Origin of the sequence: Streptomyces sp. NPDC101194 (assembly GCF_044767885.1) — a bacterium.
Classification (GTDB): Bacteria; Actinomycetota; Actinomycetes; order Streptomycetales; family Streptomycetaceae; genus Streptomyces.
The window spans coordinates 105,047-118,498 of the sequence record NZ_JBIWOS010000002.1 but is presented as its reverse complement, the minus strand read 5'-3'; the positions used below and the strand labels follow the sequence as shown (position 1 = coordinate 118,498).

General features: G+C 70.2%; 16 protein-coding genes and 1 tRNA gene. 7 read left to right on the top strand and 10 right to left on the bottom strand.

The features are described 5' to 3' along the window. Window positions 1-81 precede the first annotated feature (81 nt). The 3 genes from ispF to ACIRP2_RS07145 form a co-directional block, all read right to left on the bottom strand. Window positions 82-603 (bottom strand): 2-C-methyl-D-erythritol 2,4-cyclodiphosphate synthase, encoded by a 522-nt coding sequence (ispF, locus tag ACIRP2_RS07155; RefSeq protein ID WP_404247416.1) that lies wholly within the window; start codon window positions 601-603, stop codon window positions 82-84. After that, the gene (gene ispD, locus ACIRP2_RS07150; RefSeq protein ID WP_404247414.1) at window positions 593-1,339 is read right to left on the bottom strand and encodes a 2-C-methyl-D-erythritol 4-phosphate cytidylyltransferase; all 747 of its coding nucleotides are present in this window, start codon (window positions 1,337-1,339) and stop codon (window positions 593-595) included. Before ispD ends, ispF begins: the two co-directional genes overlap by 11 nt. A gap of 334 nt (window positions 1,340-1,673) precedes the next feature. After that, window positions 1,674-2,156, bottom strand: coding sequence for a CarD family transcriptional regulator (locus ACIRP2_RS07145; protein WP_006380568.1), 483 nt, complete (start codon window positions 2,154-2,156; stop codon window positions 1,674-1,676). A 620-nt stretch (window positions 2,157-2,776) separates the two neighbouring features. On the opposite strand from ACIRP2_RS07145, the gene ACIRP2_RS07140 reads away from it, so the two are divergent. Continuing rightward, the gene (locus tag ACIRP2_RS07140) at window positions 2,777-3,430 is read left to right on the top strand and encodes a DUF461 domain-containing protein (protein WP_404247412.1); all 654 of its coding nucleotides are present in this window, start codon (window positions 2,777-2,779) and stop codon (window positions 3,428-3,430) included. 85 nt (window positions 3,431-3,515) lie between these two features. Here the strand turns inward: ACIRP2_RS07140 and ACIRP2_RS07135 are convergent, their stop codons facing one another. Then, window positions 3,516-4,196: a response regulator transcription factor gene (locus tag ACIRP2_RS07135; RefSeq protein WP_072487966.1), complete on the bottom strand. Its 681-nt coding sequence runs from the start codon at window positions 4,194-4,196 to the stop codon at window positions 3,516-3,518. Further along, window positions 4,193-5,467 carry a sensor histidine kinase gene (locus ACIRP2_RS07130; RefSeq protein ID WP_404247410.1) on the bottom strand — a complete coding sequence of 425 codons (1,275 nt, stop codon included), beginning with the start codon at window positions 5,465-5,467 and terminating at the stop codon, window positions 4,193-4,195. Before ACIRP2_RS07130 ends, ACIRP2_RS07135 begins: the two co-directional genes overlap by 4 nt. Before the next feature lie 199 nt (window positions 5,468-5,666). Between ACIRP2_RS07130 and phoU the strand changes: the two genes are divergently transcribed. Together phoU and ACIRP2_RS07120 are read left to right on the top strand one after the other, a co-directional pair. Continuing rightward, window positions 5,667-6,344: a phosphate signaling complex protein PhoU gene (gene phoU / locus ACIRP2_RS07125; protein WP_361446439.1), complete on the top strand. Its 678-nt coding sequence runs from the start codon at window positions 5,667-5,669 to the stop codon at window positions 6,342-6,344. Between the two features lie 216 nt (window positions 6,345-6,560). After that, the gene (locus ACIRP2_RS07120) at window positions 6,561-6,710 is read left to right on the top strand and encodes a hypothetical protein (RefSeq protein ID WP_351075307.1); all 150 of its coding nucleotides are present in this window, start codon (window positions 6,561-6,563) and stop codon (window positions 6,708-6,710) included. Window positions 6,711-6,940: 230 nt separating this feature from the next. On the opposite strand, the gene ACIRP2_RS07115 is transcribed toward ACIRP2_RS07120, so the two are convergent. Further along, window positions 6,941-8,293, bottom strand: coding sequence for an MDR family MFS transporter (locus ACIRP2_RS07115; RefSeq protein WP_404247408.1), 1,353 nt, complete (start codon window positions 8,291-8,293; stop codon window positions 6,941-6,943). Between the two features lie 227 nt (window positions 8,294-8,520). Here ACIRP2_RS07115 and ACIRP2_RS07110 point away from each other — a divergent pair, with 227 nt between their 5' ends. Next, on the top strand, window positions 8,521-9,282 hold the full coding sequence (locus tag ACIRP2_RS07110) for a phosphoglyceromutase (RefSeq protein ID WP_404247406.1): 762 nt from the start codon (window positions 8,521-8,523) through the stop codon (window positions 9,280-9,282). 246 nt (window positions 9,283-9,528) lie between these two features. Then, window positions 9,529-9,924 (top strand): hypothetical protein, encoded by a 396-nt coding sequence (locus tag ACIRP2_RS07105; protein ID WP_404247404.1) that lies wholly within the window; start codon window positions 9,529-9,531, stop codon window positions 9,922-9,924. Window positions 9,925-10,414: 490 nt separating this feature from the next. Here ACIRP2_RS07105 and ACIRP2_RS07100 read toward each other — a convergent pair. Both ACIRP2_RS07100 and ACIRP2_RS07095 read right to left on the bottom strand, forming a co-directional pair. Continuing rightward, a tRNA-Trp gene (locus tag ACIRP2_RS07100) sits at window positions 10,415-10,489 on the bottom strand. A gap of 178 nt (window positions 10,490-10,667) precedes the next feature. Beyond that, window positions 10,668-11,315, bottom strand: coding sequence for a hypothetical protein (locus ACIRP2_RS07095; RefSeq protein WP_404247403.1), 648 nt, complete (start codon window positions 11,313-11,315; stop codon window positions 10,668-10,670). 133 nt (window positions 11,316-11,448) lie between these two features. Between ACIRP2_RS07095 and ACIRP2_RS07090 the strand changes: the two genes are divergently transcribed. Both ACIRP2_RS07090 and ACIRP2_RS07085 read left to right on the top strand, forming a co-directional pair. After that, complete coding sequence (locus ACIRP2_RS07090; RefSeq protein ID WP_093895895.1) at window positions 11,449-11,697, top strand: hypothetical protein; 249 nt, start codon at window positions 11,449-11,451, stop codon at window positions 11,695-11,697. Next, window positions 11,694-11,936, top strand: a complete 243-nt coding sequence (locus ACIRP2_RS07085) for a hypothetical protein (RefSeq protein ID WP_351075316.1) — start codon at window positions 11,694-11,696, stop codon at window positions 11,934-11,936. The genes ACIRP2_RS07090 and ACIRP2_RS07085 overlap by 4 nt, the downstream gene beginning before the upstream one ends. 162 nt (window positions 11,937-12,098) lie before the next feature. Here ACIRP2_RS07085 and ACIRP2_RS07080 read toward each other — a convergent pair whose 3' ends face one another. Next, window positions 12,099-12,446: an SCO0607 family lipoprotein gene (locus ACIRP2_RS07080; protein WP_404247400.1), complete on the bottom strand. Its 348-nt coding sequence runs from the start codon at window positions 12,444-12,446 to the stop codon at window positions 12,099-12,101. 136 nt (window positions 12,447-12,582) lie between these two features. Further along, complete coding sequence (locus ACIRP2_RS07075; RefSeq protein WP_404247398.1) at window positions 12,583-13,365, bottom strand: hypothetical protein; 783 nt, start codon at window positions 13,363-13,365, stop codon at window positions 12,583-12,585. Window positions 13,366-13,452: the final 87 nt, after the last annotated feature.

The window sequence follows — 13,452 nt, the reverse complement described above, 5'->3', positions numbered from 1 at the left end:
CGCTCACCGCACCGGCGCACGTGCGAGCGGTGGGCGGCAAGCGGGCCCGGGAACACCGGCAGGTCAGGGCCGTGCGGTGGATCAGCCCGTGCGGTGGACCAGTGCCGTCGCGATCCCGGCGAGTCCCTCGGCCCGCCCGGTGAAGCCGAGCCCGTCGGACGTGGCGGCGGAGAGCGAGACGGGCGCCCCCACAGCCTTCGACAGGACTTGTTGCGCCTCGTCGCGCCGCTTGCCGATCTTCGGCCGTACGCCGACGACCTGGACGGCGACATTGCCGATCTCGAAGCCCGCGGCGCGCACGATCCGCGCCGCCTCGGCCAGCAGGGTGACCCCGGCGGCGCCGGACCACTCGGGCCGCCCGGTGCCGAAGTGCTGCCCGAGGTCACCGAGCCCGGCGGCCGAGAAGAGCGCGTTGCACGCGGCGTGCGCGACGACATCGGCGTCGGAGTGCCCGGCGAGGCCCGGCCCCTCGCCCTCCCACAGCAGCCCCGCGCACCACAGTTCGCGGCCCTCCTCGAAGGCGTGGATGTCGGTACCGATCCCGACCTGCGGGATCACCGGCCCGGTCCGTTCCCCGGAAGCCGTCGTCTCCTCAGAAGCCATCGTTCGCCCTCCTGCGCGCCAGTACCGCCTCGGCCAGCACCAGGTCGAGCGGCCGGGTCACCTTGAACGCCTCCTCGTGCCCGGGGACGACCACGACGGGCGCCCCGAGCCGCTCCACCATGCCCGCGTCGTCCGTGGCGCCCTCGCCGCCGACGGCGACGGTCTTGTGCGCGCGGACGAGCGTGTCGTGGTCGAAGCCCTGCGGAGTCTGCACGGCGCGCAGCCGGGCCCGCTCGGGCGTGCCGAGCACCGGCTCCGGCTCCCCCGGCGCTCCGGGCTCGACCTCCTTGACGGTGTCGGCGAGCGGCAGCGCGGGGACGACGGCGGGCGCGCCGTCCCGCACGGCCTCGATCACCGCGTCCACCATGTCGACCGGCACCAGCGGGCGGGCCGCGTCATGGACGAGGACGACGGAGATGTTCTCGGGCAGGGCGTCGAGACCCAGGCGCACCGACTCCTGGCGGGTGTCGCCGCCCGGCACGACGAGGTAGTCCGTGCGCTCGGGCAGGGCGTGCTCGTCGAGCAGGTTCTTGACCTCGGGGGCGCCGTCCGGCGGCGCGACGACGACGACCAGGGAGACGGAACGGGAGGCCGCCATGGCCCGTACCGCGTGGATGAGCATGGGCGTCCCGCCCAGCGCGCGGAGCGCCTTGGGGGCTCCCGGGCCGAGCCGTACGCCGCGGCCGGCCGCGGGAATCACGGCGGCGGTGCGGTACGGACGCGATGGATCAGACATCGGTTGCACTCCGAAGCTTCGGCATGTTTGTTTCCACGGCCGACATGGGTATGGCCACAAGCGAGCCGGGCGCCACGCCATGACTCGACCGGGCCCTTTCCGTGACATCCGGTCGATTCGGACAAGCCGCACCGGCCGCTCGGGATCGGCTGTACAAGATCACGAGCAACGTATCGGGGGGATTGGCGATGGAGCCAACGCATCGGTGAGTCGGGGGCGTAATCCAGACACGCCGTGGCTGAATCCAGACATGCCGCAGCGCCCGACGACATACCGTGAATACGGCTGTCAGCGGGCACCGCGGCACATTTTTTCGAGACCGGCGTGAGCCGGTTCAGGACGCGAGTACCTCGTCGAGCAGAGCCTCGGCCTTGTCTTCGTTCGTGTTCTCCGCGAGAGCGAGCTCGCTCACCAGAATCTGGCGAGCCTTGGCGAGCATGCGCTTCTCACCTGCGGAGAGTCCACGCTCGCGCTCACGACGCCACAGGTCGCGAACCACTTCGGCGACCTTGATGACATCGCCGGAGGCAAGCTTCTCCAGATTTGCCTTGTAACGCCGGGACCAGTTCGTCGGCTCTTCGGCATACGGTGCACGCAGCACCTCGAAGACCCGATCCAGCCCCTCCTGCCCGACCACGTCGCGTACGCCCACGAACTCCGCATTGTCCGCCGGCACCCGAACCGTCAAGTCGCCCTGGGCGACCTTGAGCACCAAGTAGGTCTTGTCCACGCCTTTGATCTGGCGAGTTTCGATAGCCTCGATCAGCGCGGCCCCGTGATGGGGATAGACCACGGTGTCGCCAACCTTGAACGTCATGTGACAGGTACCCCTTCCGTGGCTATCAAGGGTAACACGAGAACAGCTTCTCCTGAATGGCGTTTTCGCAGGTCAGGGCATATCTCGGGGCTTGACAACAGCAACACGTACGTGCTGCGGAAGGTTCACGGGAGACGGTATTCGCAGGTCGGAGCGGCTGTACGGGCGAGGCGAAACACGCACGTCACACACCCCGGAACCCCCCTCCGAAGTGGCCTAACGTCCCGGTTTGCCGGATTCCGGATGATGAACTTTACGTAGTCCGTTCGAGCGTCGATCACCCGCACGGACGTAAGTGCGGTTGATCAATGGATATTGATCAGCGCCACCACGCGATCGGTTATGCGCACGGAATACGCCACGCTCCATGAATTGATCACCGGCGATATGTGAACGACGCATGTCGACGGGTTTCGGCGGGCGCCCCGGCCGAGTGCGGAACCGACCGGGGGCACCCGTCCCGGTAACCGCCGGAGCACGAAGGGGCGCGTAGGGGCGGGTCGGGTGCGGGGCGGAAGGGGCGGCTCGGTAGCCTAAGGCCGCTGACACATCCTTAGGGCGGCCTTACGCCGCTCGACCCACCCGTCCGCAGTCCGAACGTTCAAGGAGTTGCCGCCGCCGTGAGCCGCAGCCTTCGACACGGCGCCCTCGCCGCCACCGCCATCGTGTTCTCGATCGCCTCGCTCGCCGCGTGCGGTGCGGGCAATGACGCAGCGACGCTCAAGGTCAGGCCGGACAGTGCTGCCACCACCTCCGGTGACATCAGCATCCAGAACGCGAACGTCATCACCCAGCCCGAGCGCAGCGCCGAGGGCCCGGCCGTCGTCTCCGCGACGCTGTTCAACAACGGCGTGAAGGACCAGACCCTGGACGCCGTCACCCTGCCGGGCACGAGCGTCGCGGTGCAGCTGCACGCCGCCAAGGGTTCCGGACCCGTCGTGGTCCCGGCCGGCGGCAGGGTGGTGCTCGGCGGCAAGGGCAACGCGTCCGCCGTGATCGAGAACAGCCGCGAGGCCGCGCAGGCCGGCAACGTGCAGCCCGTCGCCTTCAGGTTCAGCTCAACCGGGGAGATCTCGCTCGGCGCGTTCGTCGTCCCGGCGACCAGCTACTTCACGGACTTCGGTCCCAGCTCGCTGCCGGCGCTGCCGTCGAAGTCGCCCGCGACGCCGACCGGCTCCACGTCCGCGCACCCGGGTGCGCCCGGCACATCCGAGTCCGGCTCCGCGGACGACACGGTCACCCCGACCGACGCCGCGTCCGCCTCGGCGGGCTGACCGCGCCCCCGGCACGCACACGCCTGAACGGCGGAGGGCGCCCTCCCTTTCGGGGGGCGCCCTCCGCCGTCGCGCACCGGCCGGTCTACGGCTCGAACTTGTAGCCCAGACCGCGCACCGTCACCAGGAAGCGCGGCGCTCCGGGGTCGGGCTCGATCTTGGCGCGCAGGCGCTTGACATGGACGTCGAGAGTCTTGGTGTCGCCCACGTAGTCCGCGCCCCAGACCCGGTCGATGAGCTGCATGCGGGTCAGGACCCGGCCCGCGTTGCGCAGCAGCATCTCCAGCAGGTCGAACTCCTTGAGCGGGAGGTCGACCTTGCCGCCGGCGACCGTGACGACGTGGCGGTCCACGTCCATCCGGACCGGTCCCGCCTCCAGGGCGGCCGGTGTGACCTCCTCGGGCTCACCGCGGCGGCGCAGCACCGCGCGGATGCGGGCGACGAGCTCCCGCGAGGAGAACGGCTTGGTGACGTAGTCGTCGGCTCCTATTTCCAGGCCGACCACCTTGTCGATCTCGCTGTCCTTGGCCGTGACCATGATCACGGGGACATTGGAGCGGCTGCGCAGCTGACGGCAGACCTCCGTGCCGGGCAGACCCGGCAGCATCAGGTCGAGCAGCACGAGATCGGCGCCGTTGCGCTCGAACTCGTCAAGACCGTCCGGGCCCGTGGCCGCGATGGCGACCTCGAAGCCCTCCTTGCGGAGCATGTAGGACAGGGCGTCGCTGAAGGATTCCTCATCCTCGACGACAAGCACTCGGGTCACGGAAGGACCTCCGGGGCAGGGAATGGTTCAAGGGTGTCGGGGTGAGCGGGTCCGTAGGGACCCTCGTCGCCATTGACGATGAGCGGTCCGCCCGAGCGGCGGTCCCGTTCCCGTACGGAGCCCGCTTCGGGCAGCCGCAGGGTGAAGGTGGAGCCCTGACCCTCCGAGCTCCAGACCGTGACCTCCCCGCCGTGCGAGGCGGCCACGTGCTTGACGATGGCGAGGCCGAGGCCGGTGCCACCGGTGGCCCGTGAGCGGGCCGGATCGACGCGGTAGAAGCGTTCGAAGACCCGCTCGCGGTCCTTCTCCGAGATGCCGATGCCCTGATCGGTCACGGCGATCTCGATCTGGTCCCCGCCGGGTACGGTCAGCCGCCTGGCGGCGATGCCCACTCGGGTCCGGGCGGGGCTGTAGTTGACGGCGTTCTCGACGAGGTTGCCGAGCGCCGCGGCGAGCTGGCCGCGGTTGCCCCAGATGCGGAGCTCCGCCGTGCCGCCCGCCGCCATGGTGATCTGCTTCGAGCCGGCCTGCTGGCGGCAGCGGTCGATGGCCTCGGCCACCAGCTCGTCGACCCGGACCGGCTCGGCGTCCTCCAGCGGGTCGTCGTTCTGCACCCGGGAGAGGTCGATGATCTCCTGTACGAGGTTGGTCAGCCGGGTCGCCTCTATCTGCATCCGCCCCGCGAACCGCTCCACCGCCTCCGGGTCGTCGGAGGCGTCCATCACGGCCTCGGAGAGCAGTGAGAGCGCGCCGACCGGGGTCTTGAGCTCATGGCTGACGTTGGCGACGAAGTCGCGCCGTACCGCTTCTATGCGGCGGGCCTCGGTGAGGTCCTCGACCAGCAGGAGCACCAGCCGCGAGCCCAGCGGGGCGACCCGGGCGGAGACCGCGAGGGCCTCGCCCCGGCCCGTACCGCGCCGGGGCAGGTCCAGTTCGACCTGCCGTATCTCGCCGTCCCGGCGGGTGTCCCTGGCCATGTTCAGCATCGCCTCGACGGCGAGCCGCCCGCCCCTGACCAGTCCCAGCGCATAGGCGGCGGAGCTGGCCTTGACCACGCTGTCGCTCTCGTCGAGGACGACCGCGGAGGAACTGAGAACGGACAGAACGGTGTCCACCCCGGGGGGCAGGGGCGCGTTGCTGTCGGGCCGCAGGGAGGTCCGCGTCGGCTTCTTCTGGTCGCGCTCGCTCCAGCGGAACGCCAGCATGGCGATCACGCCGGTACAAGCACCGCCGATCGCCGCAGCTGCGGCGACTGCCGCGTTCACGTCCATAACGTCAAGGTTATGCGGGTCCCGGTGGACTCTCCCAGCCATCCGAGTGCGTATCCGAACACTCGTCGCCCAGAGTTCACCGAGGGGCAAGTGTTGGTTCACTTGGTCGGCCGGAAGGCGACGCGTACACCGCCCAGGGTGGCAGCGTGGGGCTCACAGCCTGCCCCGGCATTGCACACAGGACTGGAGAGGTACTTCCATGCGTGACGCCTACCACGAGGAACTCGACTCGATCGGCGAGGGACTGGTCGAGATGGCCCGGCTCGTCGGGTCGGCGATCGGCCGGGCGACGACGTCCATGCTCGATGCCGATCTCAAGCTCGCGGAGAGCGTGATCGCCGCGGACCAGAAGGTCGACGACCTCCAGCACGACCTGGAGGCGCGGGCCATCGCCCTGCTCGCGCGCCAGCAGCCCGTGGCGACGGATCTGCGGATCGTGGTCACCTCGCTGCGGATGAGCGCCGACCTGGAGCGCTCGGGCGACCTCGCCCAGCACGTCGCCAAGCTGGCCCGGCTGCGGTTCCCGGAATCGGCGGTACCGCACGACCTGCACGCCACCATCCTGGAGATGGGCCAGCTGGCACAGCGCCTGATGGCCAAGGCCGCCGAGGTGATCATCACCAAGGACGTCGACCTGGCGCTCCAGCTGGAACAGGACGACGACGAGATGGACCTGCTGCACCGCACGCTGTTCCAGCACCTGATGGACGACCGCTGGAAGCACGGCATCGAGACGGCCGTCGACGTGACGCTGCTCGGCCGCTACTACGAGCGCTTCGCCGACCACGCGGTGTCGGTCGCCAAGCGTGTGGTCTACCTGGTGACCGGCGAGCACGCCGACGAGATCCAGCAGCCGACGCCGGTGGAGGGCGCGTAGCCGAGGCCGGACGTCACGGGCCCGGGGGCCCCGGGCCCGTGAGGGCGTGCGCGGTCGCACGGGGGGTCGTACAGGTGTCCCTGCGCATGTGCGCTGTTGATGCGCCCGCCCGAGTGGGCATGCAATGGGGTGGGGCGGCACGACTTGTCCGTACGCCCCGGTCGTGCGCGCGTCGCAGTGGCGTACGGCCCTGTTCGTACGTCCTGAGGAGGAACCATGGCCGATTCCCCCACGACCGATCCCCAGCAGGAGGCGCCCGCCGACGTGGTGCACCTGACCGTCCTCGGCGCCTGCGGCTGCGGCTCCGGCTGCGGGTGCGGGTGCCAGTCCGGGGCCCCGTGCCAGTGCGGCGGCTGCTGCGGCTGACCGGTCGGTCGGCGCGGAGCCGGAAGGGCGCCCCGCGCGGGACGGACTGTTCTCCGTTCCGCGTGGGGCGCCCTCGTGCGCCGACTGGTCGGCCCGGTGGTGACGGCACCGGTGTACTGCTTCCTGGCGCGGAGCCCGGGAGAGGGCGACGAGCCGTCCGCCGTACCGCGTCGGCGCGAGTCCCCGTCCGCCGGGGCCCGCCCCGCGAGCCCGGCCCCGTAACCGACCTCTCACCCCATCGGCTCGACGGAAGGCTCGGCCCCGACGGTTCCGGGGCCGGCTTCGCGGCCGGTTCCGGAGCTCGCTTCGCGTCCGACTCCTGAACCGGCCGAAGAGCTTCCGCTCTCCGCCACCCGGCTGCCGGCCCCTTCCTCCCCCGGCAGATTCCGCATCAGCAGCCAGTACCCGAGCGCGGCCCCGGTCCCCAGGACGGCGCATGCCCCCCAGAGCCACTGCGCCCCGAACCGGTCGATCACCGCACCCGACATCAACGGGGCGACCAGCGCGGCGGCCGACCAGGACATCGTGTACATCCCCTGGTAGCGGCCCCGGCCCCGGGCCGGCGAGAGCCGGACCACCAGGCTGCTCTGGATGGGCGAGTTGACGATCTCGGCGACCGTCCAGACGCAGATGGTCAACGCGTACACGGCGACCGACCCGGCGAACGCGGTGAGCCCGAATCCGTACCCCGCCAGCAGCGACGACACGATGAGCAGCCGGCGCGGATCGCGGTGCTGGATGAAGCGGGTGACCGGGATCTGGAGCGCCACGATCAGCACACCGTTGACGGCGACGGCGGTACCGAAGTCGGAGCTGGAGAACCCGTCCGCCCCCATGGCCACCGGCAGCCCCACGTACCCCTGCTGGAAGATCAGGGCGATCACGAAGGACAGCCCCACGACGCTCATGAACCGGCCGTCGCGCAGCACGGTGGAGAGCCGGACCTCGTCCGCGCCGTCGACCGCGCGCTCGGACAACGCCGCCTTCCCGGGCCTCGACTCGGGCACCTTCAGGAAGACGACGAGGGCGCAGCCGAGGGTCATCGCGGCCTCGCCGAGGAACCCGGCGAGATAGCTGTACTCGGCGACGAACCCGGCCCCGGCGGAGGAGACGGCGAAGCCGAGGTTGATCGCCCAGTAGTTGAGCGAGAAGGCCCGTACCCGGTCCTCGGGCCGGACGATGTCGGCCATCATCGCCTGCACAGCGGGCCGCGAGGCGTTGCTGGCCATGCCGACGACGAAGGCGACGGCCGCGATCGCCACCGGATGGACCATGAACCCGAGGACGGCCACGGACGCGGCGGTGGAGCTCTGCGCGATGAGCATGGTGGGCCGACGGCCCAGCCGGTCGGTCATCACCCCGGCGCCGAGCGAGGAGACGACCCCGCCGAGCCCGTGCAGCGCGGCGACCAGACCGGCGTACGAGGCGGAGTAGCCCCGGTCCAGGGTCAGGTAGAGCGCCATGAACGTGGCGACGAACCCGCCGAGACGGTTGACCAGCGTGCTCGTCCACAGCCACCAGAACTCCCTGGGGAGACCGGACACGGACTCGTGTGCGGCCCGTCTGAGACCGGCGACAGACATACGGGATCCCCCCAGGGAAGTACGGAGCGAGCACCGCCGGTAAGAGGCCCGACGACTTTCCGAACATTACGAATCCTGGATCGCGGTCCGCCAGTGGATTGACGCCGCACGTCAATCGTCCCGGCCCCGGGCCTGTGGCACGGCTCACCCTCCCCACCCGTGCGCCGCCTGTCCGCCCTGTGACCGGCCCGCGCAGCGCCCACAGGGCTTCGATTACGCTCGGGCCCATGGCCGACGCACCGTACAAGCTGATCCTCCTCCGCCACGGCGAGAGCGAATGGAACGCGAAGAACCTGTTCACCGGTTGGGTGGACGTCAACCTCACCGAGAAGGGCGAGAAGGAGGCAGTCCGCGGCGGTGAGCTGCTCAAGGACGCCGGTCTGCTCCCCGATGTCCTGCACACCTCTCTCCAGAAGCGCGCCATCCGCACCGCGCAGCTCGCGCTGGAAGCCGCGGACCGCCACTGGATCCCCGTCCACCGCTCCTGGCGGCTGAACGAGCGCCACTACGGCGCCCTGCAGGGCAAGGACAAGGCGCAGACGCTCGCCGAGTTCGGCGAGGAGCAGTTCATGCTGTGGCGCCGCTCGTACGACACCCCGCCGCCCGCCCTGGAGGACGGCACCGAGTTCTCGCAGAGCGACGACCCGCGCTACGCGACGATCCCGCCGGAGCTGCGCCCGCGCACCGAGTGCCTCAAGGACGTCGTGGTCCGCATGCTGCCGTACTGGTACGACGGCATCGTCCCGGACCTCCTGGCCGGCCGCACGGTCCTGGTCGCCGCCCACGGCAACAGCCTCCGGGCCCTGGTCAAGCACCTCGACGGCATCTCCGACGCCGACATCGCGGGCCTGAACATCCCGACCGGCATCCCGCTCTCCTACGAGCTGGACGCCGACTTCCGCCCGATCAAGCCGGGCGGCACCTACCTCGACCCGGACGCGGCGAAGGCCGCGATCGAGGCCGTGAAGAACCAGGGCAAGAAGAAGTAGGAAAAGTGATCATGCCCCCCACCTGCGTCTTTCGGGCAGGTGGGGGGCCGTTTCATTTCCCGGGCCGTCCGTGGGCCGTCAGCGCGGGGGCTGGAGCGCCGCACTGAGCGCCTTCCGCGCCCGGTCCCGGCTGCTCGGCATGAGGTGGGCGTACACCTTCAACGTGAGGCCCGGGTCGCACCCCGGTGACCTGTGACGGCGAAGATTGATCCATGGCCACCGAACTTTGACTGAAAGCGAGGGCTGATGAGCCGCCGCATATCCCAAGGCGTCCTGGTCGTCGGTTCGATCGGCGTCCTGACCAACAGCGCGGACGCGATCGAGTCGGGGCATCTGGAGCCGCACCACGCCTTCGCCGCGGTGGTCGCGCTCGGTGCGGGTGGCGAGCTGCTCAAGGAGCGGCGGCCCAGGGCTGCGCGGGCGTTGTACGCCGTGATGTCGGTGCTGCTTGTGGTTGCCGGATCCGTCGCAGGGGCCCGGGCATGGGCCTCACTCTTCAAGGGCGCGGACTACAGCTGGCTCGACCTCGGACTCGGGGTTCTGGTCGTGCTCTACGTTGCCGTCAGCACGGGTCGGCTGCTCGCGCATCTGTCCCACAGAGCATCGAAGTCTCGTAGAACTGCCGGCATGCTCAGCGAGTAGCACCGGCACCGGTCGAACTTCGGTGGCCATGGATCAATCTTCGCTGTCACAGGTCACCCGGCACGGTCCGCCGGCGCCGACTCGGCCAGCCGGGATCGGCAGCGACGTCACGCGCCAGGTCTCCATGGCGGTCTGATCCTTCGAATGAGTCTTCAACCATGACGTGAAACTCGGGTTCTGAGCCATCTGTCGGGGCCGCATGGGAACCGCGGAACTGGGAGCGCTGGTGACGCCAGTACCGAACCGTCACCCGGAAGGTCAGCAGGAAGACGAGCCGGAGCTCCACGCGGACAACCATGGCGGCACCGGCGAACCAGGCGCGCAGCCGGAGCACTTCGGCGCCATGACAGGGACCGAGTCACAGCCTTCTCCACTGCTTCAAGGCACCGCGCTCCGGCCATGCCCGCGCTCCTGCCCCAGGCCCGCCCGGCGCTGCCGCCGTCGACGCGCGCCCGCAGTGGATGGGCCCGGACGGCACGGGACGAGAAGGCGGAACCGGCCGGATTCGAACCGGCGTCCTCGCGATTTTGGAGACCGCGCGCGACGACCTCTGCGCTACGGCTCCGCCCCGTCCACCATCGTACGGACTCCCGCTGTTTCCAGGGTGCCCGTGCCGCTGCCGTGACCGATCGGACAGGAACTGACGGGGAACCACGGTGACTGACGGACAGCCCGCAGAAGAACGGCTCCGACCGATTCACTGGGCGGGGCCGTTCCACCGCGTTGGGTGCCCCCGCGCCTCGTCACGCCCCCGGCGTCGCGAACGGCCCGCACTCCCCCTGCCTCTCCCCCTCCACGCTCAACACCCGCCCGATGCGCGCCGCCAGCGTGTCCCACGGGCGGCACGCGACCACCGGCAATGCGTGCAGGGACGCCTGATCGCCGAGCCATCGCGAGTACGCCGCACTGACCCGGGCCCGATGCGTCTGTTCCCCGCACTCGGGTTCCCGCGCCGCGTAGTTGGCGGTGATCCGGTCCGCACTCTCCTCGTGCAGGAACACCGCCCGGACGCGGCGACCGGCCGCCCGCCCCTCACGGATCGCTTCCACGGCCGCCGCCGGGGTGAGGTAGTCCCCCTCGACCAGGGCGGGCACGTCGACGGTCAGGCGGTTGCGTACGACGCCGAGCACCGCGGGCTCCAGGGCCCGGGCGGTGGCGATCTGAAGGTTCAGCACCTGCTCGACGGTGAGCCGCCCGGTGTCGGGGATGCCGTCGAAGTGATGGAGAGCGGGGTGATGCTGAGCCGTCGTCATGGCCTCGACGGCACTGACGACGTCGTCGAATTCGACCACGAACCCTGCCGCTCCGGTGGCCAGTTGGGCGGCAACCCGGCTCTTGCCGACGCCGGACGCTCCACCGATCAGCAATATGTCCCACGATGTACCTGTCACGGTGCGAACGTATCGCGCGGGTTCCTCGTCCGCCGCAGGCCCTGGCGCTAACGTGACCCACGTACCGGTCCGTACAAGGACGGAGCCGACCTGACGGGCCGTACGGAGCGCAAGGAGAGCGGGGAGAGCAACCATGGGCGAGCCCCTGAAGACCTACGTCGGTGGCGCCGAAGTCGACGTTCCCAACAGCATTCCGGACATCCGGGCCACCCTGCCCGAGGAGAGACGCGAGGAGTTCGACCGCGCCATCAACGACGCCGGTGTCAGCGAGATCCAGGCGGTCATGCGGCACTGGATGCTGGAGGCCGTCCCCGATCCGGAGGCCGAGAAGATCCTGGACCGGCTGGCGCAGGACGAGGCCGAAAGGCGGACGGTCGCTTGAGCTTCCGTATCTCCTACGCCCCGCCCGCCGACGACTCCCTGGCCAAGATGCGCGACGGCGAGACCTTCCGGAACGAGATGGCCCGCACCCTGGGACTGGACCCGTACGGGCACGGGTCGTCGGCCGTCAAGAGCGAACGCGACCGCCGCGAGGCGACGGTCGCCGGGGCCATCGTGCTCTACTACGTCTCCGGGTCCGTCCTGATCGTCACCGTGGTCCGGCTCGTCCCACTGCCCTGACGGGTACCGGAAGAACAGGGACCGAGGACCCCACGAACGGATCACCGGCCGGGCCCGCGCGACGCCCACCCAGGAACGGACCGCCCGGCGGACAGGCACGACACCCGCCCCCGCCCACGGACCTCCGCCCGCCCCTCGGAGCCCGGGGTGCTCCGCCCGGTCTCATTCCCCGGGGTCGGCGGGGAGGTCGATGATCCTGCCGTTCTCGTCCACGCTGTGGGTCTCCCAGTACTGGTCCCACTTGTCGCCCACGTGCTCGGGAACCTTGCCCTTCGGGTAGCGGGCGTACCCCTTCGGCGGCTCCTCGCCGTTGGGTGTGCACGCCCCCCCGGAGCTCCCGACGGCCAGGACCGGGTACTCACCGCCACCGCAGGTGGCGTCCTGGAGCGAGCAGCCCGTGGTCAGCACGGCCAGGGTCACGGGGACCAGCGCCAGGCCCACCGTGATCCGGCCCGTTCGGCGTCCGCCGCTCCTGCGTACGGCGTGGTCACGTCGACTGGTCCTGCGCATGTTCGACTCCCTCGGAACGACTGGTACGACTGGTGCGACCAGCCTGCCCGGAGGCCGAGACATCGCTCATGAGTACGAGTACTCACCATGGCGGGGGTGCCCTACCCACCCTGCGGGCACGGCACCCCACCCGCCCTCACGCCAGCTTCGCGGCCTGCGCCTCGACCACCGCGGTCGGCAGCTCGAAGTCTCCGCCACCGCCCATCGCGGCCAGGTTCATCGAGGAGAACGTGGCGAACGACGGGCCCTGGCGCAGAGCCACGAGCTTCATCCCGACCTTTTCCCCGTCCTGTTCCAGCTGGACCGTCCAGGCGGCCGCGTCCTCGCCGCCCTTGACCTTCTCCTCGGTGATCTTGCTGACCTTCTGCTTCTCACCGGCCGCCGTGAAGTCGAACCCGCCCGCGCACTCGGTGGCGGCGGTGCGCAGCGCGGCGACCGATTCCTCCGCGCCCTTGCCGTCGTACGAACCGAGGGCGAGCTGCGTCGTCGTGATGTCGAACGCCGCCTTGAACGCGCCCTCGGCATCTGTGCCCTGCTTGTCCATGCTGCCCTTCTTGGGCTCGCTGACCACCGTCCGCTTGGTGAACGCACCGGGCTCGCCCACCTGCGCGCCCATCAGCGCGTCGGCCAGCGGAGCGCAGACCTCCTTGCCGACCTTGATGTCGTCGACGGAGACCACGTCCTTGGCCGCGGCCTTGGAGATCTTGTGACCCTTGACGTCGCCCTGGGCCAGCGCGGCCTTCTCCAGCTCGGCGGCGGTCAGCGCCTTGGCGGCCGGCTTCGCGGCGGCGTCCTTGCCCTTGGCGTCCGCCCCCTTGTCGCCGGACCCGGAGTCCGAGCCGCCGCAGGCGGTGGCGAGCAGGGCCAGGCACACCGTGCTGGCGGCAACGGCGGTACGGCGTATGACGGTCGGTCGCATGGTCCGGGGATCCGTATCTCTGAGCTGATTCTTCGGGTTTTGCTCACCCTATGAGCGGGAGTTGGTTTGATGATCAATCAAAGGGGG

Excerpts from the sequence above, each read along its gene's own strand:
- ACIRP2_RS07075 (WP_404247398.1), bottom strand. The coding sequence starts at position 13,365 with ATGCGACCGACCGTCATACGCCGTACCGCCGTTGCCGCCAGCACGGTG.
- ispD (WP_404247414.1), bottom strand. The coding sequence starts at position 1,339 with ATGTCTGATCCATCGCGTCCGTACCGCACCGCCGCCGTGATTCCCGCG.
- ACIRP2_RS07115 (WP_404247408.1), bottom strand. The coding sequence starts at position 8,293 with ATGTCTGTCGCCGGTCTCAGACGGGCCGCACACGAGTCCGTGTCCGGT.
- ACIRP2_RS07120 (WP_351075307.1), top strand. The coding sequence starts at position 6,561 with ATGGCCGATTCCCCCACGACCGATCCCCAGCAGGAGGCGCCCGCCGAC.
- phoU (WP_361446439.1), top strand. The coding sequence starts at position 5,667 with ATGCGTGACGCCTACCACGAGGAACTCGACTCGATCGGCGAGGGACTG.
- ACIRP2_RS07130 (WP_404247410.1), bottom strand. The coding sequence starts at position 5,467 with ATGGACGTGAACGCGGCAGTCGCCGCAGCTGCGGCGATCGGCGGTGCT.
- ACIRP2_RS07110 (WP_404247406.1), top strand. The coding sequence starts at position 8,521 with ATGGCCGACGCACCGTACAAGCTGATCCTCCTCCGCCACGGCGAGAGC.
- ACIRP2_RS07090 (WP_093895895.1), top strand. The coding sequence starts at position 11,449 with ATGGGCGAGCCCCTGAAGACCTACGTCGGTGGCGCCGAAGTCGACGTT.
- ACIRP2_RS07105 (WP_404247404.1), top strand. The coding sequence starts at position 9,529 with ATGAGCCGCCGCATATCCCAAGGCGTCCTGGTCGTCGGTTCGATCGGC.
- ACIRP2_RS07080 (WP_404247400.1), bottom strand. The coding sequence starts at position 12,446 with ATGCGCAGGACCAGTCGACGTGACCACGCCGTACGCAGGAGCGGCGGA.
- ACIRP2_RS07145 (WP_006380568.1), bottom strand. The coding sequence starts at position 2,156 with ATGACGTTCAAGGTTGGCGACACCGTGGTCTATCCCCATCACGGGGCC.
- ispF (WP_404247416.1), bottom strand. The coding sequence starts at position 603 with ATGGCTTCTGAGGAGACGACGGCTTCCGGGGAACGGACCGGGCCGGTG.